24 protein-coding genes are annotated in these 26,484 nt (G+C 50.2%); 12 read left to right on the top strand and 12 right to left on the bottom strand.

Going from position 1 to position 26,484, the window contains the following annotated elements:
* The first annotated feature begins 1 nt into the window (after position 1).
* The 4 genes from AC2YIT_RS08275 to AC2YIT_RS08260 all read left to right on the top strand — a co-directional run bounded on the left by AC2YIT_RS08275 (position 2) and on the right by AC2YIT_RS08260 (position 4,844).
* Positions 2-3,145 carry an efflux RND transporter permease subunit gene (locus AC2YIT_RS08275; RefSeq protein WP_487278869.1) on the top strand — a complete coding sequence of 1,048 codons (3,144 nt, stop codon included), beginning with the start codon at positions 2-4 and terminating at the stop codon, positions 3,143-3,145.
* A gap of 53 nt (positions 3,146-3,198) precedes the next feature.
* A complete protein-coding gene (locus AC2YIT_RS08270) occupies positions 3,199-3,591 on the top strand; it encodes a DUF5618 family protein (RefSeq protein ID WP_487278868.1) in 393 nt (130 codons plus the stop codon).
* A gap of 41 nt (positions 3,592-3,632) precedes the next feature.
* Positions 3,633-4,019: a DUF5618 family protein gene (locus AC2YIT_RS08265; protein WP_487278867.1), complete on the top strand. Its 387-nt coding sequence runs from the start codon at positions 3,633-3,635 to the stop codon at positions 4,017-4,019.
* Positions 4,020-4,211: 192 nt separating this feature from the next.
* Positions 4,212-4,844: a hypothetical protein gene (locus AC2YIT_RS08260; RefSeq protein ID WP_487278866.1), complete on the top strand. Its 633-nt coding sequence runs from the start codon at positions 4,212-4,214 to the stop codon at positions 4,842-4,844.
* Here the strand turns inward: AC2YIT_RS08260 and AC2YIT_RS08255 are convergent, their stop codons facing one another.
* The 3 genes from AC2YIT_RS08255 to AC2YIT_RS08245 form a co-directional block, all read right to left on the bottom strand.
* Positions 4,845-5,528 carry an NAD-dependent epimerase/dehydratase family protein gene (locus AC2YIT_RS08255; RefSeq protein ID WP_487278865.1) on the bottom strand — a complete coding sequence of 228 codons (684 nt, stop codon included), beginning with the start codon at positions 5,526-5,528 and terminating at the stop codon, positions 4,845-4,847. It abuts the gene before it with no gap.
* Between the two features lie 58 nt (positions 5,529-5,586).
* Positions 5,587-6,432, bottom strand: coding sequence for an oxidoreductase (locus tag AC2YIT_RS08250; protein WP_430848270.1), 846 nt, complete (start codon positions 6,430-6,432; stop codon positions 5,587-5,589).
* An 87-nt stretch (positions 6,433-6,519) separates the two neighbouring features.
* Positions 6,520-7,422 (bottom strand): helix-turn-helix domain-containing protein, encoded by a 903-nt coding sequence (locus AC2YIT_RS08245; RefSeq protein WP_430848268.1) that lies wholly within the window; start codon positions 7,420-7,422, stop codon positions 6,520-6,522.
* 229 nt (positions 7,423-7,651) lie between these two features.
* Between AC2YIT_RS08245 and AC2YIT_RS08240 the strand changes: the two genes are divergently transcribed.
* Positions 7,652-8,578 (top strand): class I SAM-dependent methyltransferase, encoded by a 927-nt coding sequence (locus AC2YIT_RS08240; RefSeq protein ID WP_487278864.1) that lies wholly within the window; start codon positions 7,652-7,654, stop codon positions 8,576-8,578.
* 68 nt (positions 8,579-8,646) lie between these two features.
* Here the strand turns inward: AC2YIT_RS08240 and AC2YIT_RS08235 are convergent, their stop codons facing one another.
* The 4 genes from AC2YIT_RS08235 to AC2YIT_RS08220 all read right to left on the bottom strand — a co-directional run bounded on the left by AC2YIT_RS08235 (position 8,647) and on the right by AC2YIT_RS08220 (position 10,484).
* A complete protein-coding gene (locus AC2YIT_RS08235) occupies positions 8,647-8,901 on the bottom strand; it encodes a hypothetical protein (protein WP_223401421.1) in 255 nt (84 codons plus the stop codon).
* Positions 8,898-9,086: a hypothetical protein gene (locus AC2YIT_RS08230; RefSeq protein WP_430848264.1), complete on the bottom strand. Its 189-nt coding sequence runs from the start codon at positions 9,084-9,086 to the stop codon at positions 8,898-8,900. Before AC2YIT_RS08230 ends, AC2YIT_RS08235 begins: the two co-directional genes overlap by 4 nt.
* Positions 9,087-9,183: 97 nt before the next feature.
* Complete coding sequence (locus tag AC2YIT_RS08225) at positions 9,184-9,840, bottom strand: metal-dependent hydrolase (RefSeq protein WP_430848262.1); 657 nt, start codon at positions 9,838-9,840, stop codon at positions 9,184-9,186.
* A 74-nt stretch (positions 9,841-9,914) separates the two neighbouring features.
* Positions 9,915-10,484 (bottom strand): Crp/Fnr family transcriptional regulator, encoded by a 570-nt coding sequence (locus tag AC2YIT_RS08220; RefSeq protein WP_487278863.1) that lies wholly within the window; start codon positions 10,482-10,484, stop codon positions 9,915-9,917.
* 225 nt (positions 10,485-10,709) lie between these two features.
* On the opposite strand from AC2YIT_RS08220, the gene AC2YIT_RS08215 reads away from it, so the two are divergent.
* The 7 genes from AC2YIT_RS08215 (at position 10,710) to AC2YIT_RS08185 (ending at position 18,379) form a co-directional block, all read left to right on the top strand.
* Entirely contained in the window at positions 10,710-13,145 is a 2,436-nt protein-coding gene (locus tag AC2YIT_RS08215; RefSeq protein WP_487278862.1) for an ABC transporter permease, read from the top strand.
* A 108-nt stretch (positions 13,146-13,253) separates the two neighbouring features.
* Positions 13,254-14,384: a hypothetical protein gene (locus AC2YIT_RS08210; RefSeq protein ID WP_487278861.1), complete on the top strand. Its 1,131-nt coding sequence runs from the start codon at positions 13,254-13,256 to the stop codon at positions 14,382-14,384.
* 53 nt (positions 14,385-14,437) lie between these two features.
* Complete coding sequence (locus AC2YIT_RS08205; RefSeq protein WP_430848254.1) at positions 14,438-14,920, top strand: PA2169 family four-helix-bundle protein; 483 nt, start codon at positions 14,438-14,440, stop codon at positions 14,918-14,920.
* Between the two features lie 394 nt (positions 14,921-15,314).
* Positions 15,315-15,839 carry an RNA polymerase sigma factor gene (locus tag AC2YIT_RS08200; RefSeq protein ID WP_430848594.1) on the top strand — a complete coding sequence of 175 codons (525 nt, stop codon included), beginning with the start codon at positions 15,315-15,317 and terminating at the stop codon, positions 15,837-15,839.
* The gene (locus AC2YIT_RS08195) at positions 15,826-16,665 is read left to right on the top strand and encodes a HEAT repeat domain-containing protein (protein ID WP_430848252.1); all 840 of its coding nucleotides are present in this window, start codon (positions 15,826-15,828) and stop codon (positions 16,663-16,665) included. Before AC2YIT_RS08200 ends, AC2YIT_RS08195 begins: the two co-directional genes overlap by 14 nt.
* Positions 16,666-16,686: 21 nt before the next feature.
* On the top strand, positions 16,687-17,553 hold the full coding sequence (locus AC2YIT_RS08190) for a DUF4097 family beta strand repeat-containing protein (protein WP_487278860.1): 867 nt from the start codon (positions 16,687-16,689) through the stop codon (positions 17,551-17,553).
* 4 nt (positions 17,554-17,557) lie between these two features.
* Positions 17,558-18,379 carry a DUF4097 family beta strand repeat-containing protein gene (locus AC2YIT_RS08185; RefSeq protein WP_430848248.1) on the top strand — a complete coding sequence of 274 codons (822 nt, stop codon included), beginning with the start codon at positions 17,558-17,560 and terminating at the stop codon, positions 18,377-18,379.
* A 92-nt stretch (positions 18,380-18,471) separates the two neighbouring features.
* Here AC2YIT_RS08185 and AC2YIT_RS08180 read toward each other — a convergent pair whose 3' ends face one another.
* From AC2YIT_RS08180 to AC2YIT_RS08160, 5 genes are all read right to left on the bottom strand, one after another.
* Positions 18,472-18,906 carry a MarR family winged helix-turn-helix transcriptional regulator gene (locus AC2YIT_RS08180; RefSeq protein WP_430848246.1) on the bottom strand — a complete coding sequence of 145 codons (435 nt, stop codon included), beginning with the start codon at positions 18,904-18,906 and terminating at the stop codon, positions 18,472-18,474.
* 385 nt (positions 18,907-19,291) lie between these two features.
* On the bottom strand, positions 19,292-20,059 hold the full coding sequence (locus AC2YIT_RS08175; protein ID WP_430848244.1) for a hypothetical protein: 768 nt from the start codon (positions 20,057-20,059) through the stop codon (positions 19,292-19,294).
* An 87-nt stretch (positions 20,060-20,146) separates the two neighbouring features.
* Entirely contained in the window at positions 20,147-22,090 is a 1,944-nt protein-coding gene (locus AC2YIT_RS08170; RefSeq protein ID WP_487278859.1) for a response regulator, read from the bottom strand.
* 118 nt (positions 22,091-22,208) lie between these two features.
* Positions 22,209-23,015: a CheR family methyltransferase gene (locus AC2YIT_RS08165; protein ID WP_487278858.1), complete on the bottom strand. Its 807-nt coding sequence runs from the start codon at positions 23,013-23,015 to the stop codon at positions 22,209-22,211.
* Between the two features lie 11 nt (positions 23,016-23,026).
* Positions 23,027-26,461 carry a response regulator gene (locus AC2YIT_RS08160; RefSeq protein ID WP_487278857.1) on the bottom strand — a complete coding sequence of 1,145 codons (3,435 nt, stop codon included), beginning with the start codon at positions 26,459-26,461 and terminating at the stop codon, positions 23,027-23,029.
* Positions 26,462-26,484: the final 23 nt, after the last annotated feature.

Raw genomic sequence — 26,484 nt, 5'->3', positions numbered from 1 at the left:
AATGATCAAGAACCTGCTTTTTTTCAGCCTTCGCAACCGGTGGGTTGTAATCGCTGTGAGCGTAGTGCTGATGGGCGCCGGCTACTGGTGCTTTACACAGCTCAAAATAGAGGCTTACCCGGATATCGCCGATACCAATGTAATCGTAGTGGCCCAGTATCCCGGCCGCGCCGCCGAAGAAGTGGAACAACAGGTTACCGTTCCCATCGAAAGGGCCCTTCAAAACACGCCAAATGTGCTCGACAGACGCAGCCGGACGATCTTTGGGCTGTCGGTAGTGCAGCTTACGTTTAAAGACGGCACAGACGATTATTTCGCCCGTCAGCAAGTTACCGAACGGCTCGCTTCGGCTGAGCTGCCGGACGGCGTCGCACCGGAGCTTGCACCGCTTTCTACCGCGGTGGGTGAAATCCTGCGTTATGTGGTAGAAGCACCGCCCAGTTACAGCCCCACGCAGCTTCGTGATTTACAGGATTGGGTGATCAAACCTGCATTGCTCCAAGTACCCGGCATTGCCGATGTGACCACTTTCGGCGGCCCGTTGAAGCAATTCCACATCATTACTTCGCCTGAAAAGCTGGTGAAATACGGCCTGTCGATGCAAAATGTGATCGACGCGATCAACGCCAACAACCAGAATACCGGAGGTAATGTGATCGCTCGCGGCGGCCAGGGCTTTGCCATCCGCGGGCTCGGTGCCATTAAGAATGAGCAGGATATACAGAATATCGTTTTGAAATCGGACAATGGGGTGCCGGTATTTGTACGGGATGTCGCCACTGTCGAAATCACGCCTCCACCGCCCAGCGGCGTAATGGGCTACACCATAACGGCTGATAAAGTGGATGTTAGCAGCGGTGTGGAGGGTATTATCCTGCTCCGCCGCTACGAAAACCCGAGTGAAGTTTTGAAAGTATTAAAAGAACGGATCGCCGACCTCGAAGCCAGCGAACTGCCCGAAGGCGTGCATTTGAAACCCCTCTATGACCGCAGCTTCCTCATCGACCATTCACTGGAAACTGTGGCGCATACGCTGTTTGAGGGTATTTCAATCGTGGTAATCCTGCTGATCTTCTTCCTGGGCAGCATCCGCAGTGCATTGGTGGTCGCGCTTACCATTCCGTTCTCGCTACTGTTTGCGTTTATATTGATGCGTTTGACCGGCATTCCGGCAAACCTGCTTTCCCTGGGCGCGATCGACTTCGGTATTATCGTGGACGGTGCCTGCGTGATGGCCGAGCATTTGATCCGCAAATACCGGACGGCCAGTCCCGAAGAGAAGCAGCAGGGAATCGTCAAAATCACATTGCTGTCGGCGCAGGAAGTGGGCCGTGAGATCTTTTTCTCGGTGACGATCATTATCCTCGCGTACATGCCTATCCTGCTTATGACGCGCGTGGAAGGTAAACTCTTCTCTCCCATGGCATTGACGCTCGCATTCGCTGTAATCGGTTCTATGCTGGCCGCGTTGACGTTTATTCCCGTACTCATTTCATTTGCCTACAAAAAAGCATTGGCCGATCCTGAGAAGCCGATGAAAGATCATAAAAACTTTGTACTGGATTTCCTTACAAAGTCGTATTCCAACGCGCTGAGTGGCTTTTTGAAAAATTATAAAGCCACAGTGCTGATCGGTTTCAGCATTGTGACCATACTGGTTTTATTCGGTATCAAACTGGGAACCGAGTTTTTGCCAACACTCGATGAGGGCTCGATATTCCTCCGCGGTAACTTTCCGGCAGGCATTACCATCCAGGAAAATGCCAGTTACGCGCCAAAAATTCGGAAGATCATTGCCAAATATCCGCAAATATCGTTCGTCATCACACAAACGGGCCGCAACGACGACGGTACCGACCCATTCCCTGCTAACCGGAACGAAATCCTCGTCGGATTGAAGGACTACGACCTTTGGAGCCACACCATTACCAAAAAGGAACTGGTGGAAAAGATCAAAGCCGACCTGCAAGCGCAGCTTCCCGCCGTTGCATTCTCTTCCGGCCAGCCGATTATCGACCAGGTAATGGAGATCGTGACCGGTAGCGCGGCCGATTTGGCAGTGTCCGTGGTGGGCGACGATTTGAATATGATGCGCAAAAAGGCGGAAGCCATTGCCAAAATCGTGAAAGCTACCCCTGGTGCTGACAACGTCAATATCGAACAGGAAGGTCCTCAGGAACAGCTGGCTATTAATATCAACCGGCAGGCGGCAGCCCGCTTCGGAATCAATGTGGCCGATATTCAGAACATGATTGAAGCGGCCATCGGCGGCAAAACCATTTCGACGCTTTATGACGGCACCAAGCGATACGATATCGTGATCCGCTTTCTGCCCAAATACCGCAACTCGATCGACGCGATCAAGAGCGTGCAAGTGCCCTCGCTCACGGGCGCGCTCATACCCATGAGCCAGCTGGCAGACATCCATTTCATTGAAGGCCAGACGAATATATATCGTTATGGCAGCAAACGAATGGTCACCGTCCGCACCAACATTCGCGGTCGCGACCAGGGAGGTTTTGTAAAGGAGTTGCAGCGTAAGCTCAATGCACAAGTTCACGTACCAAAGGGTTACAGCATCATTTATGGTGGCCAGTACGAAAACCTCGAACGCGCCGGTAAGCAGCTGGCATTCACCATTCCGCTCACCATTGTGATGGTCTTCCTGTTCCTCTTTATGCTTTTCAAAAACCTTCCGCACACGATGGTGACGATGAGCTGCATCCTTTTTGCACTGGGCGGCGGCATTGTCGCCTTGCTGATCCGCGGGTACTACTTCAATGTTTCAGCCGGGGTGGGCTTTGTGAGCATATTCGGTATTTCCGTGATGGCCGGCGTGTTGCTCGTATCCGCATTGAACCGGACCGCCCAGGCGCACGAAAACGACCTTGCAGACCACGTGCTCGAAGCATCTTCCGAACAGCTCCGGGCCATGCTGTCCATTCTGGTGGTAGCGATTATCGGTCTGGTACCGGCCGCTATTTCGTCCGGCATCGGCTCCGACGTTCAACGGCCGCTTGCGACGGTAATCATTGGCGGCTTGACCAGCACATTGCTCTTCGCGCCAATCCTCATCCCACCGCTGTATCTGTGGAGCGAAAAACGCCGTAAACCGCAGAAACCGAGGGAGGTTTTGGAATTGTAATAGGGTATTGAAAGATGTATTTTTGTTTTAACTGAAACTAAAAACACATCACTATGGCAAACAAAAACCCTGTTCTCGAAGCAAAGCGCTATGTAGACAATGCACGTACTATTTTGAGAGAAAAGGCCCTTAAGGAAGATGATCTGTATATCGACCGCAAGTATGTCAAACTGGCCGGGCACGCGGCTTATACAGGTGTACTCGTGGCACTTGACGGCTTTTTTGGTATCAAAACAAAGAAACGGAAGGACGTTAGCTGGTATAAGGAGCAGTTAGCTTCGGTTGACAAAAAAGTACTTAACGACTTTGTGAGTGCGTATGAATTGCTGCATCTATATATGGGTTATGATGGCGCCCGAGAAGCAGGCATTGCGCAACTCGGCCTCAAACGCGCCGATGAAATCATCCAGTGGGTAGAGCAACGAACTGCCCCGCCTGCTAATTAATCAGTTACCGACAGATAAGTAACATTTTAAAACACATCACTATGACAGACAAAAACCCTGTTCTTGAAGCTAAACGCTATGTTGAAAACGCGCGGACTATTTTAAGGGATAAGGCCAGCAAAGAAAATGATCTGTACACTGATCGGAAATATGTGAAACTAGCTGGGCATGCTGCTTACACCGGTATACTCGTGGCGCTCGACGGCTTTTTGGGAATCAAAAACAAAAAACGGAAGGACGTTAACTGGTATAAAGAGCAGCTAGCCTCAATTGACAAAAAAGTGCTGAGCAACTTCGTGAATGCTTACGAACTCCTTCATTTATATATGGGCTATGACGGCACACAAGATGTTGTTGTTGCCCGACGAGGACTCGAACGCGCCAATGAAATCATCCAGTGGGTAGAGCAACGAAGTACCACTTGCTAATTAATCGACTGCCGATAAAAAAGTGAAGCCGGATCCAGCGATGGGTCCGGCTTCGTTATTCTACATGCTCAGTATTTACGCCTTATAATAATTATCCCGTGGATAAAACGGCTGTTTTTAGTTAAATTTCCTAAGTCGTATGTCCTAAGCGGAACACGGCATACTCAACTATACACTTTAAACTATCCTGCAATGAAGCAAACACTCCACCTCCTCTCCGCATTGTTCCTTGCAGGCTCTGCTGCTGCGCAGGCGCCGAATTCCATTCCGGGCGAGTACCATTTACGGGGCGTAATGGAAACCGCCTCCGCGCTCCTTCTTAAACCCGACAGCACCTTCGAGCTCTACTTCTCCTATGGTGCAATGGACCGCCGGGGAAACGGGAAATGGCAGTTTCAGGACGGAAGAATCATTCTCAACAGTCGTCCAAGGCCGGAACGCGATTTCGCGCTGGTGACGAGTAAAACCGCCTCCGACGAGTTCACCACGATCAAAATTGTCGATAGCAACGCGCAGATCCTGCCTTTTTTCGAAACACTTATCAAGACCGCAGGAGGCGAAAAGTACGGTAAAATGAACCAGGAAGGCATGTTTCAGATACCGAAGACCAAAACGACCGGCATCGACCTCTTTTTCTCATTGGCGCCTGAACGTTACACTTCATTTCCGGTGGAGTCGGACGACAACTATTTCGAGTTCCGTATTGAACCCTGGATCATCGAGATTTTCGTGGAAAATATCATCCTTAAACCAGAAAAAAACGGTTTAATAGGCGAACATCCGCTCCTGAAAGGCGATGCATTCTCGTACGAGAAAATGAAATGATCAGACGTACTGCCTATCTCCTACGAGGTTAATATCCTTTACTTCGAGGATATTTTTGTCGTAGCCGTACTTCGTCACATTGATCGTCGCTCTTGCGACCTGTGTAAGCGTAGAAACCCAGTTTGGAAAAATCGCTTTCACGATGGGGTACATCCAACCGATATATTTGTACAAGCTTAGCAGGTTTTTCTGTCCTTCTGTTGCCTTCATAAACCCCGGACGAAAAGCAAACACCTGATCAAAAGGAAGTTTGCGTAAATCATTCTCGGTTTTGCCCTTCACCCTTGCCCACATGGTGCTGCCCTGTTCGGTGCTGTCGGTACCGGCTCCCGAAACATAGCAGAAGGTCATATCCGGGTTCAGACGACTGAGTACCCCCGCAAAGTGCATCGTAAGGTCGTAGGTTACGCGCTTATAGTCAGGCTCTTTCATTCCAACCGATGATACGCCCAGGCAAAAATAGCAGGCATTGTAGCCCTTCAACTGATCCTCGATGAGGGAAATGTCGTAGAAATCCTTGTGTACGATCTCTTTGAGCTTCGGATGGCTCATTTCAAGCGGCCGCCGGTTGATAGTGAGTACAGATTCGACGTCTGGATTTTCCAGACATTCCAGCAGTACCCCCTCACCCACCATACCTGTCGCCCCGGTGACGACTGCCCTTATTTTTCCTTCAACGGCCATAGTTTGTTTTGGTTTGAAATGCTGTCAATGCCGCAAGATAAGGATATTTTCAAGTCAGTTAAACGTCGAAATTTGTCGAAACAGACACTGATTTCCATTTTTCCAGCTCACCTGAGAACGCAGCTATCTTGCTTTGCGCCAGACCGAATGCATCCTCGCCCAGGATAAGGTGTAACGGAGGATTGACCTCGCCTGCGATGCGAATCATAGCCTCAGCAGCTTTGACAGGATCGCCGGGCTGCTGCCCGTTGATCTGCTGCTGGTGCAATGCCTCCGAATCACGCACGTTCTGATATGCGGCGATCCTGTTTTTAGGGGTCACAAATGAACCTGCGGTAAGAAAGTCGGTACGGAAATAACCCGGCTCGACAATCGTCACTTTCACGCCGAAATCCGCCACTTCCGCCGCCAGTGATTCCGATAGGCCATTAACCGCAAATTTCGTAGCGCAATAAATCCCGAAGCCCGGAAATGCTCCTGTAATACCGGCGATCGACGAAATGTTAAGAATATGCCCTGCCCCCTGCGCACGCAAATGCGGCATCACCGCACGGATCACATTCAATGTCCCAAAGACGTTCACATCAAAATTGCCCCGCGATTCAGCATCCGACAGCTCTTCCAGACTGCCGGCCAGGCCGTACCCTGCATTGTTGACGACCACGTCTATACGGCCGAATGCCGCCAGTGTATCGGCAATCGCCTTGCCGACGCTCTGCTCGTCTGTTAATGAAACGCTGAGCGGCAAAAACTGCGCTTCTGTACTTCCCACTGCGGTTTTCAGCTCATCGATGGAGCGCGACGTAGCAGCTACTGCGAAGCCATTAGCCAATAATTTTTGCACGAGTGCCAATCCCAGCCCTTTGGAGGCGCCGGTAACAAACCATACTTTTCTGTTTTCCATTGTTTTTTGTTGATTGTTTTAATATGACAAAAGTACAATGGCCGCGGCACCGGGGCATTGCGCGGTTCAAACAGATACTTGCAAAATTCAAACAACCCGGAATGCAGATGGGGTAAAACTGGTCTGCTTCTTGAAAAAATTGTTGAAATGTGACGGTTCTTCGAAGCCTAGACAGTAGCTGATCTCCGAAATGTTCCAGTTGGTATGCCGCAAAAGTGCTTTTGCTTCGGAGGTAAGGCGTTCGGCGATGTGCGTCGTTGTCGTTTTGCCGGTTGTTTCGCGGATGGCGCGGTTCAAGTGATTGACGTGCACAGAGAGTTGCTCCGCGAAATCGTGCGCAGAACGCAACGTAAACCGCTGCGACGGCGCTTCGATCGGGAACTGGCGTTCGAGCAATTCCGTGAATACGGCGGTAATCCGCGAGTTTGCATTGGGGTGCTGGTATAATGCTTCGCTGGGCTGCATTTTCAGAGCGTAATGTGCCAGTTCGGTCACGTAATTCCTCAGCAGGTCGTACTTAAACGGATAGTCCGACGCGATTTCATCGAGCATTTTCTCGAAAATCTGACTGACATGGGCATCCTGAAGGTCGTTGAGAATGTAGGACGGCTTTCCACCCACGGCAAACATGGGTAAATCCGCAACGTTACCGCGCAGTTTTTCAGAGAAAAAACCCTCCTTGAAAATACAGAAATACCCCGTCACCGTGTCACAAGCCGCTTCCCAGGTATAAGGTACCGTCGGATTGAAAAACATCAGTGCGGTTCCGTCGAGTTCGAGACTTTTGTCGGCGTAATGATAAAGGTTTTTACCCCGTATCAGAGCAATCTTGTAGAAATCCCTGCGGCTGTACCGCGCAGGCGTAGGGTTAGCAAGTAAATTTTCGCCCATCGGGAACACATTGAAATGCCCGATATCCTGCTGCAAATTCTCCGGCAGCCAGTTGAATTTGTATTGATAGAATTCTTCGAGTGATTCCGGTTTTTCCATGCGGCAAAGTTACGAAAATCAAATAGCAATAAATAGGTCTAACCGATGGTCATGAATATTCGACCCTTTGCTCATTTCGCCCACAGAATTACGCCGGATCGTCCAGGTCTATGATATATTTGGAAGGTTTAGTTGCGCTTATCGACAGGCGGCTAGCCGTTTTAACTAAAAGACACACCCTATGAACACACTAAGTCCTACCCTTATGGAACAAATTCGAAGTGGAATAATGGCTTGTCCACTTTGCTTGTCTGCTTTGAAAATCGAGGACGAAAACATTTACTGTACTGGCTCGTCATGCCTTCATTCAACTGAGAAGATACCATTAATTCAAAAAAAGATCCCTATTCTCGTCAATTTCGACCAGACCATTCTGAGCAAAGAGTCGCTACTTGCCACCGGGGGGGAGAGCTTGATCCCACGCAGCGGCAACAAATATGACGCTATCAAGAGAATTTTCTGGGGCGGCGACGGCAAAACGAAGCGGAACCTCGCGCAGTTCCTGGAAAGTGTCCCTAAATATCCGGACAAAAAATCGACCGCGCTGATTATCGGCGGCGGGGCCGTCGGGAACGGGGCCGCGGGAATGTACGATGCGAAAGACATTAATGTGCTCTCATTCGATATCTATGCATCTCCTAATACCGATTTCATTGCCGATGGCCACTCCCTGCCCATAGCTGATAACAGTATCGACGGTATCTGGATCCAGGCGGTTCTCGAACATGTGATGTACCCCCAACGTGTAGTAGCGGAAATCCACCGCGTGCTTAAACCCGGCGGTATCGTTTACGCCGAAACGCCGTTCCAGCAGCATGTGCACGAAGGCCCTTACGACTTCACCCGCTTCACCGAAAGCGGTCACCGTCTGCTGTTCAAGGATTTCAAATTACTGGATTCGGGCTTTCTGACCGGCATCGGCACCGTGCTGCTCTGGAATGTGCGGTATGCTGCCTGGGGACTTACACGCAGCAAAAAAGCAGCTATTGTTATTGCGATGGCATTTGGCTGGATCCGATTTTTCGACCATCTCGTGCCCGATTCATTTAATGTAGATACCGCGAGCGGAGTTTATTTCCTTGGCAGAAAGGACCCGAACCACAAGTTCAGCGACAAGGATATTGTAGCACATTACAAAGGGTTTCAGAGGAAGTGATTTTTTGACCGCCGACCATAGCAAATCGTCTATGCTCGGCGGTTGACCGTTCCGATTGATGTAAGGAGTTACTTCTTCGCCTCTGCAAGCTCTTCTTCATTCAGCTTCCTCAGTTCCTCAATCAACTCCTTCGCCTCGTTAATCACTTCCCAAAGTTCCTTTTTTATTTCATCCCAAAAGGGTTCCATTGAAGCTCTGTCTTCATCCGAAACCGAATCATACCATTTGTAAAATTCGGTTTTGATGGCGGGTATGCTGGCGCGATCGGCCGCTATCAGCTGCAACCGATACTCATTAAGGCGACGCCTGAATTCTGCTTTCATGAGTGCTTATTAAGAAGTTCTAACATCATTTTTAACATATTTCTCAGCTTGATCGCTTCATTGGTGTACGCCTCAAATTCAGCGTCGCTTAATTGATCGTTGGAACCAAGCAAAACATTTTCGATATGTTTCAAACGCGCATTAGCTTGTTCAGCCAGCTTTTCCCGCCTGGTTTTTCTCGCCATTGTATAGTGTGTAAAACTTAAAATTAGGCTTTCCGGGAAGAAAACTCAACTGAGAAAGAGTAATTTCCACCACCAATGATCCTGCGGCGAACAAACCTCATTTCCAGGCTCTATTCCGGTCCGTCAGATAAGCCAGCCCCAGCACAATCACCTGCAAAACCACAAATGACCCGAGCAATGCAGGAATAGAATCCTCCGGCGGCGGGCCGAACATATTGAAGATTTCGGCTATAACGAAAAAGGCGATCAGTGAGAACAGGCCCCATTTGCCCTTACCGTTGATAGCGCGGGTGTTTTTGATGTAAATCCAGACGCCCGCAATAAAGATGATGGACTCCGTTAAAACGGTCAGCGATAATGAGTTCCACATGCCCAGTCCGAATTTTTCAGTACCAAAAGGCGTCAGCGGAAGGTCCGGAACGTGTACCACGAGGTCGAGGAACCAGTGACTGAGCACAGCAAGACCAACGACGACGGCACTCCGCAGATCTTTTTGGAATAACCAATAAATGCCCCCGCAAATAAGCCCCCACACGATGCCCATTACGAGGCTGTGCGTATAGGGATAATGCACGAACTCAAATGGAGTCACTTCCGTGAACCCAGGACGGATCTTAACCTTCTCGACATCCAGCATAAGCAGGAACGGCCAGAGAATATCGACAAACTCGACGGCGACAAAGAGCGCCAGAAGCGAAACTTTGGGAGCGACTTTCTTTGCTCCAAATGCTAAACCATAATGACCTAGAAACATATACAAGTAGTTGATTAATGACCCTGCAAAGGTATAGGGGCCATTTTCGAACACACTTGACCTAGATCAAGAAATCAGTTGAGCTGCTTCCGGCGGATACGGCTGATGGTCTCAGGAGTCATGCCGAGCATCGAGGCAATGTATTGCAGAGGTACCTGCGTGAAAATATCGCGGTGGCTTTCGAAAAGCAGGTTGTAGCGCTGCTCTGCGGTCATGGACAGAAAAGAAAACACGCGGTCTTCGAGGGTAGTGAAGCAATGGGCGATAAAGAGCTTCTCGGTAACCGGCCATTTGGAGATGTAGTCACCGAGGCGGTCGTAATCCTCTTTTTCAATGGTGTAGACGGCGGTGTCAGCAAGCGCCTGAATGTTCCAGCGGGCGGGAGTGGCGAACACGAGGCTTGCCAGATCGGTCACGAAATAGCCCTGCATGCAAATCCATTGGGTCACCTCCCTGTCCTCCAAATCCACGTAAACACGCAGTAAACCCGATTTGATAAAGCTTAGTCTATTGCAATGTTTCCCGGTTTTCAAGTAGTAGTCGCCTTTTTTCAGTATTTCGGGTTTGAAAAATGACGAGACTTTAACCAGCTCGGTCTGGTCGAAATCGAAATAGGTTTGCAGGTATTGTTCAAGATCCGTCATAATGCGCTTAAATCGACCGTAAATGTAGCAAAGAACAGCCTCCGAGCACGGTCGTTATCGTACAAAAGTGTCCGAATGCGAACGGGCGATTTCTTTGACACAAACCCAAGCAGCTGTAAAACAATAAATTATATTTTTGGCATATATTTTATACAATGTACTATGCAATACAATGTACCGTCTATTAGCCATGAAATTTGAACTTTAAGAAACGCCTTCATTTCTATGTTAAAAAATTATTTCAAAATCGCCTGGCGAAACCTTGTCCGCAACCGGGTTTTCTCCGCCATCAATATCGCCGGGCTGGCTATCGGCCTTGCTTCCTGCATGCTGATCAGCCTGTATGTGATCGATGAGCTGAGTTTTGACCGCTTCCATGAAAAATCCAACCGCATTGTTCGCACTACATTTAAAGGCACGATGCAGGGTGGGATTATTAACGAGTCGCACGTAATGCCTCCCACTGCGGCCGCATTGAAGGCCGATTACCCCGAAGTGCTCGAATCCACAAGGCTCCGGCAAGGGGGAAAGCCGTTGGTGCTGCTTAACAATAAGCTTTACAGCGATGAAAAGCTGGCCTTTGTCGATTCCAATTTCTTTTCAGTGTTCACATTGCCCTTCATTGCAGGAAATCCCCAAAACGCATTGCTCGAACCTAATACTCTTGTTTTGTCCGAAACTGCCGCCCGAAAATACTTCGGAAAAACGGATGCGGTAGGCAAAATCATCACTTTCAAAGATTGGAATAAAACCCTCCGCGTAACGGGCGTAATGAAGGATATTCCCTCTAATTCGCATTTCCGGTTCGATTTGCTGGGTTCAATGGCTTCTGTAGACGAGGCAAAAGCAAATTCCTGGATGACTTCCGAATTCTTTACCTACCTCGTTTTGCCGGAAGGTTACGACTACAAAAACCTGGAAGCGAAACTGCCTGCTACGGTCGATAAGTACATGAGCCCGCAGCTCAAACAATCGATGGGCGTGACAACAGCCGAATTCCGTAAGCAGGGTAACAACCTGGAACTTCGCCTGCAACCACTGACAGACATCCATTTACATTCCGATTTTCAATATGACCTTGATGCAAATGGCGACATTACGTACGTCTACATTTTCGGAGCGGTGGCCGTGATGATGCTTCTCATTGCCTGCATCAATTTCATGAACCTTTCCACTGCCGGCTCATCCAAGCGCGCACGTGAAGTTGGCGTACGAAAAGTGATGGGCTCCGAAAAAAGCGAGCTGGTGGGTCAGTTTCTCACCGAATCTATTTTGCTGACATCGCTCGCATTGGTACTGGCCATTCTGCTAAGTATTATCGCGCTACCTGTTTTCAACGATTTATCGGGTAAAAATCTTTCGCTGAAATGGGATGCCATTCCGGGTTTGATTCCTGCATTGATCGGTATCGGCCTCTTCGTCGGCATATTTGCAGGCAGTTACCCGGCGTTTTTCCTGTCGTCGTTCAAACCTATCACCGTGCTGAAAGGCGGCTCATCCGTGATCAAGTTGTCATCTTCGGGCAAAAGCTTCAATCTCCGGAGCGGATTGGTTGTATTTCAATTCTTTATGTCGATTATCCTTATTGTCGGTACGACAGTGGTTTTCCAGCAATTGCAGTTTATCCGTAACAAAAAGCTGGGTTATAACAAAGATCAGGTGATCGTAATCCCCACCTGGTCGCTGGGCAAGAACACGGAAGCATTCCGCGAGGGACTCGTGCACGATTCACGCATTGAGAACGTCAGTCTGTCAGGCTATGTACCGGCCGGGCCTTCCGACAATAACAATTTCACTGTGAACCCTGATGGCAATACCGACCGGATGGTGAAAACGCTCCGTTACGAGGTTGATTACAATTACCTCGCCACATTGGGCATGGAAATGGCCCGCGGCCGCAATTTTTCGAAGGAATATGGTACGGACTCAACCGGCATTATCATCAACGAAACGGCCGCCAGGACCTTCGGCTGGACGCCGGAAAATGCGTTGGACCGGATCATTACCCGCAGCGACAACCAGGGAAATAAAGCAACCTACCATGTCATCGGTGTCGTTAAAGACTTTCATTTCCGGTCTATGCACGAGCGGATCGGCCCGCTTGTGATGACATTGAACAACGGCTGGGGCTGGATGATGGTTAAAACCCGCAGCGCTGAGGTCTCCGGTCTACTCGCTTCGATGAAAAAGAGCTGGGATGGTTTCCATTCCGATATGCCATTCAGCTACACATTCCTCGATGAGCGTTTCAACGAAACTTATAAGGCTGAGCAAAAAACCGGCCAGATACTGGGCACATTTGCAGGACTCACCATTTTTGTAGCCTGCCTTGGCCTGTTCGGACTGGCCACTTTCACGGCCGATCAACGCACAAAGGAAATAGGCGTACGAAAAGTACTCGGCGCGTCGGTAGCGGGCATTATCGCATTACTTTCTAAGGATTTCCTCAAACTGGTGATTATCGCATTGCTCATCGCTACGCCTGCGGCGTGGTGGCTTATGGACCGTTGGTTGCAGGAATTTGCCTATAAAATTGACGTTACCTGGTGGATGTTCGCATTGGCCGGGGCCCTGTCGGTGCTCGTTGCATTGTGCACGATTTCCTACCAGTCGATTAAAGCGGCATTGATGAATCCTGTTGAATCCCTCCGTTCGGAGTAGCCGATGGATCGAAATAAACTATTTGAATAATAAATAGTTATTACATTAGAACCCGGGTCCTGTGCAGGTTTGCACCTGGCCCGGGTTTAATCCAACCATTGATCGCGAATGGAAGCTACGATCCTCTGCAAAATTACCCGGCATATTCACGTTTTCCAGTCCGGCAATATCGTTGAGGTACGGCGCCGCATTCTGGAAAAATCTGAAAACCAACCGGAATCGGGGTACTTCGTTCCGGACATCGGCGATGGTATGCCGGGAATAATCCCCCTCGACGCCGCAGAGCCACTGATCGGCCAAGCGCCAACCGAAGACGCATATTACGGCAAATGCGTGTTGACGAACGTCTCGAATTTGTGGGCGGACAATGCAGAAAAAACAGGTGAGGGCCGGGCAGGCAGCATCAAGCCGGTAAATGTGCGGGTCGTGCATTATCCCGACTGCCAGCAACTCGTATTTCACATGCCCCAATACGCCTGGGATGCGGGAACTTTCCGTCTTACGAATGCCTGTTCGCAGGAAGTGATCGAAGAAAAGCCCGTGTGGGAACGCCTCAATGGCGGAACCATGATTTTAACCAACACGCTACCCTATCCCCCGGGCTTCTACACCATTGAGGCCGGTTGGCCCGACGGCTGGACACACCGCATTCAGTTCATCAAGTTCACGGAAGGCTTTCCCAAAGCACCTTACGGAAAAGCGCCGGCCAACATCTTCCACGCCATTCGCAATGAGGAGGTGCACTTGCTTCCGCTGCCGGAAGAGCATCCTGCCGCGGAAAATACATCGTATGGCACCAGAATCCCCGAATATCTCGCCGACCGCGAGGACGGCTATGCTTCGCCGGCGTGCAGCCTGCACATGATGTACGACCGCGACGACCAGCGCTCGCGCGACTACAATGGCTTTGAAACGGATCGCGGTATTGATGTGGATAAATTTAAAAACGAAATCATGAGCCGCTTTTTTCCCAGGCTGGAATACACGCAGGACGGCCGTGGTGGGAGCATTTACTATATCGAGGGCGCAACTAAAATCCAGTTCGGCTGGGAATTCGGCGGAGGCAATGCCGTCGTCATTTTATTTATTCCTGAAACAAAATACTGGGAGGCGCAAACCGGGACTCCACTTTTGCGCCGCGACGACATTCTACGATTCCTCAGCGAACAAGTAATCCGCGACCAGGCGCCCGGCTGTACATACAAGATCTACGACAACTCGATCAGTATCCTGCGTTAAGTCTGTGGAATGGTTATTGATGCAAATGCGCCATCATCAAACCAACAACCACAATGGTAGAAAATTCAGAAACGATCGAAATCCTGAACGATCTGGTCCTTATCAACAACGACCGGATCGCCGGGTATGAAAAAGCGGAGGCCGAAGCGGGCGAACTCGAAAACGACCTCAGAGCCATGTTTCATAAACTTGCCGAGGAAAGCCGGGCCAATGCGCTCGACCTGAAATCAAACGTAACACGCGTTGGAGGGGAGCCGGCAACGGGAACAATGCTTTCGGGCAAATTGTACCGCGTGTGGATGGATATCCGGGCCACATTCACCGCGGATAACCGCCGGGCCGTCCTCGAAAACGCAGAAATGGGCGAAGACGCAGCGAAAAAGGCTTACGAAGAAGCATTAAAATCCGACGACCTTCCCGCCGATGTCCGCCAGCTGATCCTCAGCCAGTACACCGCCATCCAGGCCGCCCACGAAGCCATTAAAGCCGAACGCGACCGCCAACGCGACGTTTCGAAATATCCGCTCACGACGTAGGTCGGACTCTGGCTAAAGCCGGACTAGTGCACGCCTGACCCGAGGCTGAAGCCTCGGGTTAAGGCTAACGCTCCTCCCAACCAAGGTCTTTAGACTTGGATTCCACAAAGACCCCGACAAGTCAGTAGCCATACAGTCGGCACGCCTCCATGATCACTCAACCCACAATCCAAGTCTTTAGACTTGGGACCTCACAACCATACCACCGCACAACGCTCCGCACGGGCTTTGGCCCGAGCCTCCAGCACTCCACTTCCCCGCCTCCTAGCTACTGAAAAAATATTCTTAACTTTTTTCCTAAATTCCAGTAACCTTTCCCATTCTCCCGAGTTACCACATCAAAATCACGAAAACAGAGCGCAGAGCCTTGAATACCTTAACCGACAACTCGCTGATGCTCCGGGTCAAAACCGGGGACCTGGATAAGATGGGCTTGCTCTTCGAACGGTATAACCGGCCGTTGTTCGGATTTTTTTACCACATGACGCACAAGGCCGATCTCAGCGAGGACCTCGTCCAGAATGTGTTTTACCGGATGCTCAAATACCGGCACACGTTTACCGGCGAGGGTGAGTTCCGCACGTGGATGTACCACCTGGCGAGGAATGTGCTTAACGACTCGGTGAAGCAAAACAGGTCGTTCAATTTTTACGACGTGAACGAGGTAGCCGACCGGCTCGAAGGCGGGATGCGCGCCGATGAAAGCCTGGAACGACAACAGGAAAATGCCGTTCTGCACGAAGCATTGGGCGCATTAAGCCCGGAATACCGCGAGGTGCTAATATTAAGCAGGTTCCAGGAAATGAAATACGACGAGATCGCCAAGGTGTTAAACATCAACGAAGGAACAGTGAAAGTGCGGGTCCACAGGGCATTGGGAGAATTGAAGAAAAGGTTTTTTACAAATGAAAGACGATAAGGAAATGAACTGCGAATATACGAGAGGCAAACTGACCGAATGGCTCAATAACAACCTCGAAAAAAGCGAGCAAATGGAGGTTAACCGGCATCTGGCCGAATGCGTGAGGTGCCAGGAAGAGTTCGCCGCCGATAAGCAGATCTGGGACAGTATGGCAAAAATCAGGATTCCCGAACCGAAGGAGGCCATGCGTACCAATTTTTACGCGATGCTCGACGAGTTCAAAGAGGCGGAAAAAGCGGCGGCCCGGTTCTCGTTCCAGAGCATGATGGAAAGTATCCGCGGGTTCGTAATGCCCCAATGGACGGTGCAAGTCGGATTCAGCCTGCTGCTGGTGGGATTAGGCTGGGTAATCGGCAACCGGACGAGCCGCAGCAAGGTCGACGCCGTCGCCTATCAGCAACGGATTGAGACGCTGGCAAGCCAGGTGCAGGACATGAAAAGCACAATGATGCTGTCGCTGCTCGAAAACCCTTCGGCCACTGAGCGGCTTCGGGCGGTGGGGTACACCAGTGAGATTACGCACGCGGACGATCGCATCTTAGAGGCACTATTTGCCACCTTGAACAACGATCCTAACGTCAATGTGCGGCTCGTCACGCTCGAAGCGCTCACGCAATATGCAGGCGATGCGTCCGTGCGGGAAGGATTGGTTAAATCCCTCGCATTGCAGGATTCGCCGATGGTACAGGTGGCCCTGGCCGATGTGATGGTCAAATTGCAGGAGAAACGTTCGGTGAAGGCATTGAAAACATTGCTGCAAAAAGAAGACCTGAACGACCTTGTGAAAGTGAAGATCCAACAGACAATCAAAGACCTTTCATAAACCTTAAATCAACTATTAGCCATGAAGTATTTTGCAATCCCCCTGCTGGCGGGAGCAGTGCTCTGCTGTACCCAGGCCCCGGCGCAAAAGCTGGAACACAAAGAGCATGTCAGCAAGGAATTTACCATAAGCACTGGCCAGGCAGCCAAAAATGTGCTGGCTATTTACAACATCAACGGGTTCATCAAAGTGGAAGGATACAATGGTGATAAAGTAGTCCTCGAAATCGACAAAAAGATCCGCGCCAAAACGCAGGATTATTTAGACCAGGGCAAAGCCGAGTTTAAACTCGAAATCGAGCAGGAGGCCGACAGCATTATTGCCTACATTGCCAATCCTTTTGATTCGCGGCCAAACCATAGCCGCCGCAACTGGGACGGGCCAAAAATCCATTACGATTTTGAACTGGATTTTACTGTAAAAGTTCCCTACTCGCTCAATTTGCACGTTTCGACGGTGAATGGCGGCGATATTAATGTGAACGACGTCACCGGCTCGCTCGGTATCCGCAATGTCAACGGAGCCATCAAAGTCGTGAACGCAAAAGGCGCTGCAACCATGCACACGATCAATGGTAATGTCGAAGTCAATTACGCTGCCCTCCCTTCCGGCGAGTCCGACTTCAAAACACTCAATGGCGACGTCAAGATCAGCTACCCCGCCGCGCTGGCTGTCGACTGCCAGTTCAAAACCTTTAACGGCGACTTCTACACCGATTTCCCCAACGTCGAAAGGCTGCCGGTGAGGGTGGTGAAAAACGCGGAGAACCGCGAAAACAAAACAGTCTACAAACTCAGTACGGAAACGTTTATCCGCATCGGCAGCGGAGGCCCCACCTACAAATTCGAAACATTCAATGGCAATATCTATCTCAAAAAACAATCATAGCAAAATGAAGACCCCGCGCATTTTAGCCCTCGCAGCGTTCACAGCATTTACCGTACTTTCGGCACCATTGCTGGCCCAGGGCGATTTGAAAGAACAACTGACGATCCCCCTGAGCGATCCGGCCAAGCCCGGCTCGCTGAAAGTGCACCTCATCACGGGCTCAATCCGCGTGACAGGATACAGCGGCAACCAGGTGGTGATCGATGCGACTACGAAGGAGAAGGCCGAAAAACCGAAGGAAGTCGACGGTATGAAGCGCATTTCCAAAAACGGCGGCCTCGATATTTCTGCTACCGAGGAAAACAATGTCGTGAACATAAGCTCGAAGCTTTTCAACACCAAAATGGAATTGGTGATCAAGGTCCCGGCGAAGTTCGCGCTGAATGTAGGCACAATCAATGACGGCGACATTCTGATCGAAAACGTGGACGGCGAAATGGAAATCACCAACGTGAATGGAGACATCCGCCTTACCAATGTATCGGGCTCGGCTGTGGCCAATACGGTAAACGGCCTGCTGAAAGCAAACTTCAAAACCGTCTCCGCTAAATCGCCGATGGCCTTCTCCACACTGAATGGCAATGTCGACATTACTCTGCCTCCTACGGCTAAGTTCGACATCAAGGCTAAATCCGATCGGGGCGAAATTTACAGCGACTTCGATGTGGACGTCGACAAAGCCGTGCAGCAAGCGACCAGGACTTCCAAGGATGGTATGTACAAGGTCAGCATCGAAGACTGGGTAAAAGGCAAAGTCAACGGTGGCGGCAGCGAGATCATGATGAAGAACATGAACGGAAATATCTACGTCAGGAAAGCGAAATAGCATTTCATGGCCCTTGTATCACGCCTCTGATAGATCGTCTGTCAGAGGCGTTTTTTTGAGGGGTATTTTTAAAAGCTTTTCATACACTCCGGCTATTCGAAGGTACCGCCCAGCTCGGTGAGCACTCGCTGCAACTCATCCAGCTTTTTGGATTTTACCGGGGTCATAATCTGCTCCGTCGTAGCCTCCGCAGTGGTGATGGCTTCGAGGTAAATCTTCTTTCCGGCGTTGGCAAGCTTCACGTACGACACGCGCGCATCACGGCTGTTCGCCTCCCTTTTTACGTATCCCAGCTTCTCCAACGGCGACAGCACTCGCGTGATACCAGAGGCCGTCAATCCCACCTTTTCGGCCACATCCGTACGCCGCAATTTCTCGTCCTGCGCATTCGCCAGATGGTGTAAAATCATGAATTCATTCAGGCTGATACCGTGGTTTTGAAGCCTCGCATCGAAGCGTTTCGCCGTGATTGTCTGCACGATGGCAAGGTTTAAAAACAGTTTCAGTTCCAGTGAAATGGTTGACATAAAGTTGAAATATATTTGATTTATAGTTGACAGATATTTGATTAATCAAGTATTATGCAATAATAAACACGACGTAGTATTCTGGCAAACAATTGGTTGATTATTTAAATATTTACAAAGAGGGAATTTACATCTACCTAGATGCCAAACAGGTGCGGGCAACATCATTGCTAACCGAGCCATTGTTGTCGCGTACATACCGCACACCACAGAATGCGGGGAGAACTTGATGTGCTACCAAACACACCACCCAATCATCACACACGACCACACATGAGCCTACCTGATCACACATGACAATCCATGACAACACTTGACCACACCCGACAATAAAAAAGCCCGCGACACAAGGTGCCACGGGCCAAAGCTCCTGATAAAGACTGGTTTAATTAGCTCTTGCCAGCTGCACTTCCAGGCGAATGTCTACATTGCGGTCGTTGCCGTTGTAACGCGAGTTATACCCGCCGGTACCAATGCCTACTCCCATACCACCGCCCATTCCGATACCGCCGCCCAGACCAATACCGATACGCGGACTAAAACCCGAGTTCGACGACGATTGCCCGTCGACCTTAATGCTCATTCCCATCATGCCGGTCTCGCGCGCATTCACATTCATGAGTGCGAAAGGAATCGCGATTTGCTCGGTCAGTTCGCCGTCGCGGTCCATCGCGATGTGCGATTTAATGCTGCCATCCGGACGCACGAGATCGATCAAATGCTGCCCGTCACGGTCTTTCCAAACGGCTTCCTTATTGTACGAATCCAAGAGTAGTCCGAGTCCTAGGCTATTGGGCAAATCAGTTTCGACCCGGCGCAATGCCTTGCGGTCCTCTTTCATTACTACCGGGAAAGTGAGCGCGTAGGCTTCTTTCTTCTGCCCTTCGGGACTGAAAGCGATTTTCAGGCCGCTGCTCAATATGTTCTGGATCGTATTGGGGTCCTTTGTTTTGAGCGTGATATACACGTACTGGTCGTCGTTGATGATTCCGTATCTGAGGCGCGACCGCTGATCCTGCTGGTCGGGTTTGATTTCATCCACATAAGAGAACGGCGCGTTCCATTTGGATGCATAAGGCATCGTTTTGGAAGAACTGCAACCGCCCAGGGCTATTAACAGCAGCAATGACCAACTGTTTCTGATCGTTTTCATTGGTTGTTTTATCAATTAGAATTAACTCTTTCTACAACGAAATCCGGCAATTAATCATTACGAAAAGTTGCCCCAAATCGTTGCACTCTAAATCCCAGACACGTTTGCGGGCACGATGGTTGAAAGCAGCGAACCTATTTTCTGATGCAATTTCTCCGGCTCGAATGGCTTCGAAAGCGTGTCGTTCATCCCCGCCTCCAACGCCTGCGACACTTCCTCGGGCAATACTGTGGCTGAAAGTGAAAGGATGGGTGTGGCAATTCGCAGTTCTTCCCGCGCCACGCGGGCAGCCTGAAAACCGTCCATTTCAGGCATCCGCGTATCCATAATGATCAGGTCGAAAGACTCTTCCCGCAATTGATCCACGGCCTCTTTTCCATTACCTACGATCACGGCATCAAGCTGCCAGGCTTTGAGGTATTTTTTCAAAAGCAATGCATTAATGGGATTGTCTTCGGCCACGAGCACCTTCTTACCTTCAAACGAGGGCAGGTCCTGGAACGAAACAACCGGTTTGGCATTCCCTACCTTTTCGTTCGCGTCCCGGAGAATTAATGTAAAGAAAAACTGACTTCCCTCGTGAAAACGGCTGTTCACTTCGAGCTCGGTACCCATCAGTCGCACAAGTTTCTGCGAAATGGTGAGTCCAAGCCCCGTGCCGCCGTATTGATGCGAAGTATTCTCGGAGGCCTGCCCGTATTCGGAAAAGATATTGGCCAAATGCTCATCCGACATTCCAATGCCGGTATCTTCCACCGCGAACCGTACCCTGTGCCCCGCCGGCGTCTCGGCCAGATGTTCCATCTTCAAAGTAACATTGCCTGTTTCCGTGAATTTCAATGCATTACCGACCAGGTTAAGCAAGATCTGGTTCAAACGCATGCCATCCACGATAACGCATCCAGGAATCCGGTTGCTGATTTCCAGGCGCAGTTCCAGCTTCTTTTCATCGGCTTTAAACTGCATCAAATCGACAATCTGCTTACCGAGTATCCGCAGGTCGGTAGACGTCGGAATGATCGAGAATTTGCCCTCGTCAATTTTGGATATGTCGAGAATGTCGTTCAGGATATTCAGCAACGATCCGGACGACTGCCTGAGCATATTCACCAGCTCTTCCTGACCATCGCTTAAATCAGTTGTGGACAACAGGTTACCCAGGCCGATAATGCCATTCAACGGCGTTCTGATCTCGTGGCTCATGTTAGCCAGGAACGACTCTTTCGTCTTACGTGCCTTTTCCGCCTGCGCCTGCGCCTCGACCAACGCCAGTTCATGTGCCTTTCGCTTCTCCACATCGTGCAGGTTCACAAACAGTAACCGGTTCTTATACATGATCCTCAGTTCCAGCCAGACCGGTTGCCGAAGCCGTCCGTAAAACTGGTCCTCCACAACAATGGTCTCGCCGCCTGCGAAACTTCGCTTCACAAGCACCTCACGCAGGGCGGATTTCTGCGGATCCACCAGCAAATCGAGCATGGACGTTCTGATTACCGAAGCTGGCGCAATACCCAGGATCGTCTCCACAGACGGGTTAATCGACAATATTGCCCCAGTGTCGGGCTCTACTGTGGCGATGATATCCGGTGAATTCAGGACGATCGTCGCATAGTTTTCGAGCAGCTTGTTTTTCTCCCGTATCTCACGCTGGCTTCGCGCCAGCTTGATGAGCGAATCTACTTTGGCATTGGTTATATAAGGATCGAGTGGCTTGTAAAGGTAATCGATGGCGCCCGTTTTAAGCCCTCGTACGGCATAGGTAGTTTCCTTTGAAATAGCCGTCACGAACACGACCAGGATCTCCCGGGTTTTGGGATTGGAAAAAAGTGTCTCGGCAAACTCGAAACCATCCATTCCCGGCATTTGAACATCCACCAATGCCACGGCAATTTCATTCTCCCAGACCATCCGAAGCGCCTCGTTGGGCGAGGTTGTAGCGTATATTTCAATATCGTCGCGGTTGAGGATTGCTTTGAGGGAGATCAGGTTTTCCTCCCTGTCATCCAACAGCAAAATCTTTGTATGTTCCATGGGTTATTCGTTGAGTAGCTATTGAAGGATATCGTTGATTATCGAAAAAAGGTTTCGGCTGACTATCACCGGATGTTTTTCATAAACCAAAAGGCGCCCCCCGGCAAGACTATCATACTCATTTGACCTTCTGATAAATGTTCAATGTGCTGTCAATCACTTTAAAGTTTTCTTCCATACCTGAGTAGCGTAGTGTTTCGCGCTTCCCGAGGCAAAGAAAACCCAACATGCTGAGACTGTCATACAAAAGCCTGAATACTTTTTGTCTTAGTTCAAGCGTAAAATAAATCATCACGTTCCGGCAACTGATAAACTGGAACTCGTTGAACACACCATCGCCCGTGAGGTCATGCATCGAAAACACGATATTACGCCGCAGCTCGGGTAGCATTATTGCCTTGTTGTAAGCAACATGGTAATAATCCGACAGCGAATGCTTACCACCAGCCGCCAGGTAATTCTCAGAGAACGTCCGCACATTTCCCAGCGTGAATACGCCCTCGCGTGCAGCCGTGAGCGCCCTATTGCTGAGGTCAGTGGCGTAAATCAGCGAACGGCTTAGAAAACCCGCCTCTTTGAGCAAAATCGCCAGCGAATAAGCCTCCTCGCCTGATGCGCAACCAGCCACCCAGAACCGCAGCGTTGGATAAGATTCTAGATACGTAAATACCTCTGCTTTCACTTTTATAAAGAAATCCGCGTCCCGGAACATCTCCGAATAATTGACAGTGAGTTCCTGTATGAGGCCATACACCACATTTCCCCCCGGCTCGATATGCGTCAGCAGTTGCGGGAAGTCCATTTTGTGGGCGGTCAGATACCTGCTCGCCCGGCGCAGCAGCGACGGCCTCGCGTAACCCGAGAAATCGAACCCCGATATCTCCCTGATCCGCGCAATGAGTATTTCCAACTCAGAATATTCCATGGGCACCATCATTACGCAGCCTGCAACCAGACCTTGATCAGCGAAAGCAGTTTGTCTACATCCACAGGTTTGGAAATATAGTCATTGGCACCAGCCTCGAGACATTGCTCCCTGTCACCCTGCATAGCTTTCGCGGTTACTGCAATAATGGGAATGTTGGCCCAACCAGGCACCTGCCTGATCCGGCGCGTGGCTTCTATGCCGTCCATTTCGGGCATCATCACGTCCATCAATATCAGCTCTATATCCGGATTATCTTCCAGTTTATGAATCGCCTCCCTGCCGTTTGCAGCGATTTCAATGCTGAAACCGGCGTCTTCGAGCACGGCACTCAACGCGAAAATGTTGCGCATATCGTCATCGGCAAGCAGCAGCTTCTTGCCCGTGAAGAGCTGTGAAGCGTTCATAACTGCATTACTGAACGACTCCCTCGACGGTTCCTGCTCGTGCGTTTTTGGCTGGATCTTTTTTAGGAAGAGCTTTACCTCGTCGAGCAGGCGTTCGTTGGACTTTTTTGTCTTGATCACCACGGGATGCGCGTACTTCATCACACGTGCCAGATCGACCTGGGTAAGATCCTCGGCTGTATTCACTACCACCGGCAGCTCGCTCCATTGCTGGTTTTCTTTGATTTTGTCCAAAAGGTCCAGCCCGTTCATATCTGTCAGTCTCACATCGAGAATGATACCGTCCACGCCGTCCGTTTCCAGGATCGACAATGCTTCGGCGGCCGAATAGGCATAGAGCACGAAAATGTTATTGCTCACCAGGAAGTCGCCGAGGTATTGGCTCTGATATGCATCGTCCTCAACGAGCAGGATACGCTGCCGGCCAAGGTCTTTGCCTTCAAGTTTCAAGGCAGCGAATATCTGTTGGGCCGAACGCTCGTCCACCGGCTTTTGCATAAAACCGATCGCTCCGTTTCTGACCATTTCTTCATTAAAGTACTCGCCCGAAGAGACCGTATGCACCGGAATCAGGCGCGTGCGGGTGTCACTTTTAAGCTCCCTTAGAACCGTTTCGCCCGGTATGTCCGGCAAATGCATGTCGAGGATTATGGCGGTTGGATTAAATGCGCCCACGATGTCCAGCGCTTCCCGCCCGCTGGTGGCTATTTGTACTGTAAAACCGCTCGCCTGCGCTTTTGCAGCCATATCCGCGGCAAAGACATCGTCATCTTCAATTAGTAGCAAACGGCGCGACTTGCCGTTTTCGGATGCCTGCGGTTTAGATTCCCGCGATTGCGGCTTCGCCGGTTCAGCCGACGGTTCGTCTGGTACCACAGCAGTTTGACCGTCCGCTTCGATCAGATAAGGAATTTTTAATGTAAATACAGAACCTTCGCCCGGAGTGCTTTTCAGGGAAATAGACCCGTTGAAAAGACCGGCGAGTTCCCGACTGATCGACAATCCAAGGCCGGTGCCGCCATACTTGCGACTGGTAGAGCCATCCGCTTGCTGGAATGCCTCGAAAATAGATGCCTGTTTGTCCAATGGTATGCCAATCCCCGTGTCGGCCACTTCAAAATGCAGCTGGTCTCCTTCCTGCGAAATCCGTAGCGAAACCTTACCGGGTGCTGATGTAAACTTCACCGCATTGGAAATCAGATTGCGCAAGATCTGTAACAGGCGGGTATGATCAGTAAACAGCGTCGCAGGACACGAAACCGTCTTTTCCACCTGCAATGCAAGGCCCTTGTTCTCGGCAACTTTCAGGAAGGTGCTCTTTATTTCCGTCAAAACCGACTCCGTACTGATATTTTCGTACACCAGCTCAATCTTTCCGGCTTCCACTTTGGCGAGGTCGAGGATATCGTTGATCAGCGTCAAAAGATCGTTTCCTGAATTATAGATCACCGAAGCATAGCGCTCTTCCTCTTCATTCAGCCGTGAGCCCTTGTTTTCTCCCAGAATACGTGACAAAATCAGGATGCTGTTCAGCGGCGTGCGCAATTCGTGGCTCATATTGGCCAGGAATTCGCTTTTGAAACGCCCGCTCCTTTCGAGCTCGTCTGCTTTGATCTGGATCTGGTCGCGCGCCTCTTCGATCGTATTTTTCTGTTCTTCGAGCATGAATGCCTTTTCTTCGAGCTCGGTATTGATCTGTTTCAACTCCTCCTGCTGGACGCGCAATTCTTCTTCGGAAACCTGCAAAAGCGAAGTTTGCCGTGTAAGTTCCTCGTTGGTAACCCTCAGTTCTTCCTGCTGGCTTTCCAACTCCTCGGCCTGTAACTGCGTTTTTTCGAGTAGTTCGTTGGTTGTCTCACGCGCGCGGGCGGCCATGATCGCCACCGCGACGTTATCTGAAATCATATCGAGCAATTTGATGACCTTCGCACCCGGGTCTTTCAGATAACCGATCTCGATCACCCCAGCCGTGGTGCCATCGAAGCGGATATTTTTCATTAAAACCAATCCTGGCGCCGAACTGCCCGTGGCCGTTCTGACCTGCAAATAACCCGCAGCCACATCCAGGCGTTTGATACTAACTTTATCCAGTGCAAACTGCCCCAATATCCCCTCTCCGAACGGCATAAAAGAAGGTGCCGCATCCGGCGCAGAAAAGCCATGAATGGCGGACCGTTCGAGCGCGTCACCCGAACGTGTAACGAGGTACATAGCAGACACCTGGGAATCCGTCAGATCCGCCAATTTCCGTAGCAACCGTTCCGAAAGTTGGGTTAGTGTAGGTTCGCCACGGACTGCGCTGGACACTTCCATGGCCGCGTTCAATATCCAGTTCTTTTCCTGGTCTTCGTGCGCCAGCTGCTCCAATTTATTATTAGCCAGCTGCATAGCCTGCTCGCCGGCACGTTGCGCAAGATAAGTTTTACGGATAAAGTAGTACAGTAAAAGAATGACCAGGAAAAACAGCGACGAACCAATCACAATGTACTGCTTGGCGCGGATCGAGCTTGCCGAAGCGAGCTGCTCCCGCTCGGCCAGGAGACCTTCCTCTACATTTTCGATCCGCCGGAAGCTGAACTCGATTCTGGAAGAAACCTCTTTCCCCTGCAAAACAATGTGCTGGATCGTATCGATACTGTATTTGCCGGTTTTCAGGATTTCATACTGTTGATTCATCAACTCTACCCTGGTTTCAAGGAGATCAGACAGCGAATCCACCCGGGCACTTTGCGTTTTACTGTCCTTCACCAGCTTCTGCAATGCTTCAACATCTTTCCATATGTCATCGGAAGCTTGCAGAAAATTTGTTTCAAACGCGCGGCTACCAGTGATAGCAAAACCCCGCACGTTCGCCTCGGCGGTCAGCAATCGATTCTTAACAGAAGTTGACACACGCATCACCTCCCGTGTATGATCCACCCAGCCGGCATTTTCCTGTTGCAGGAGGATAGCGTTGTAGGACACATACCCTACTACGAGTACTAAAAGAATTGAAAATGAGATTCCCAGTAAAACCTGGCGCTGAAAAGTAAGTTGCATAAACGTTGAGTATTAAATAGAAA

The sequence above is a fragment of the Dyadobacter sp. SRI_021 genome (assembly GCF_057586235.1).
This window is presented reverse-complemented; position numbering and strand designations above follow the sequence as displayed.

Coding starts and splice junctions, on each gene's coding strand:
- AC2YIT_RS08265 (WP_487278867.1), top strand. CDS start 3,633: ATGACAGACAAAAACCCTGTTCTTGAAGCTAAACGCTATGTTGAAAAC.
- AC2YIT_RS08235 (WP_223401421.1), bottom strand. CDS start 8,901: ATGAAAGCAGAATTCAGGCGTCGCCTTAATGAGTATCGGTTGCAGCTG.
- AC2YIT_RS08175 (WP_430848244.1), bottom strand. CDS start 20,059: ATGAAAACGATCAGAAACAGTTGGTCATTGCTGCTGTTAATAGCCCTG.
- AC2YIT_RS08215 (WP_487278862.1), top strand. CDS start 10,710: ATGTTAAAAAATTATTTCAAAATCGCCTGGCGAAACCTTGTCCGCAAC.
- AC2YIT_RS08220 (WP_487278863.1), bottom strand. CDS start 10,484: ATGACGGATCTTGAACAATACCTGCAAACCTATTTCGATTTCGACCAG.
- AC2YIT_RS08205 (WP_430848254.1), top strand. CDS start 14,438: ATGGTAGAAAATTCAGAAACGATCGAAATCCTGAACGATCTGGTCCTT.
- AC2YIT_RS08245 (WP_430848268.1), bottom strand. CDS start 7,422: ATGGAAAAACCGGAATCACTCGAAGAATTCTATCAATACAAATTCAAC.
- AC2YIT_RS08160 (WP_487278857.1), bottom strand. CDS start 26,461: ATGCAACTTACTTTTCAGCGCCAGGTTTTACTGGGAATCTCATTTTCA.
- AC2YIT_RS08255 (WP_487278865.1), bottom strand. CDS start 5,528: ATGGCCGTTGAAGGAAAAATAAGGGCAGTCGTCACCGGGGCGACAGGT.
- AC2YIT_RS08270 (WP_487278868.1), top strand. CDS start 3,199: ATGGCAAACAAAAACCCTGTTCTCGAAGCAAAGCGCTATGTAGACAAT.
- AC2YIT_RS08165 (WP_487278858.1), bottom strand. CDS start 23,015: ATGGAATATTCTGAGTTGGAAATACTCATTGCGCGGATCAGGGAGATA.
- AC2YIT_RS08210 (WP_487278861.1), top strand. CDS start 13,254: ATGGAAGCTACGATCCTCTGCAAAATTACCCGGCATATTCACGTTTTC.
- AC2YIT_RS08275 (WP_487278869.1), top strand. CDS start 2: ATGATCAAGAACCTGCTTTTTTTCAGCCTTCGCAACCGGTGGGTTGTA.
- AC2YIT_RS08195 (WP_430848252.1), top strand. CDS start 15,826: ATGAAAGACGATAAGGAAATGAACTGCGAATATACGAGAGGCAAACTG.
- AC2YIT_RS08230 (WP_430848264.1), bottom strand. CDS start 9,086: ATGGCGAGAAAAACCAGGCGGGAAAAGCTGGCTGAACAAGCTAATGCG.
- AC2YIT_RS08225 (WP_430848262.1), bottom strand. CDS start 9,840: ATGTTTCTAGGTCATTATGGTTTAGCATTTGGAGCAAAGAAAGTCGCT.
- AC2YIT_RS08240 (WP_487278864.1), top strand. CDS start 7,652: ATGGCTTGTCCACTTTGCTTGTCTGCTTTGAAAATCGAGGACGAAAAC.
- AC2YIT_RS08190 (WP_487278860.1), top strand. CDS start 16,687: ATGAAGTATTTTGCAATCCCCCTGCTGGCGGGAGCAGTGCTCTGCTGT.
- AC2YIT_RS08170 (WP_487278859.1), bottom strand. CDS start 22,090: ATGGAACATACAAAGATTTTGCTGTTGGATGACAGGGAGGAAAACCTG.
- AC2YIT_RS08250 (WP_430848270.1), bottom strand. CDS start 6,432: ATGGAAAACAGAAAAGTATGGTTTGTTACCGGCGCCTCCAAAGGGCTG.
- AC2YIT_RS08185 (WP_430848248.1), top strand. CDS start 17,558: ATGAAGACCCCGCGCATTTTAGCCCTCGCAGCGTTCACAGCATTTACC.
- AC2YIT_RS08260 (WP_487278866.1), top strand. CDS start 4,212: ATGAAGCAAACACTCCACCTCCTCTCCGCATTGTTCCTTGCAGGCTCT.
- AC2YIT_RS08180 (WP_430848246.1), bottom strand. CDS start 18,906: ATGTCAACCATTTCACTGGAACTGAAACTGTTTTTAAACCTTGCCATC.
- AC2YIT_RS08200 (WP_430848594.1), top strand. CDS start 15,315: ATGCTCCGGGTCAAAACCGGGGACCTGGATAAGATGGGCTTGCTCTTC.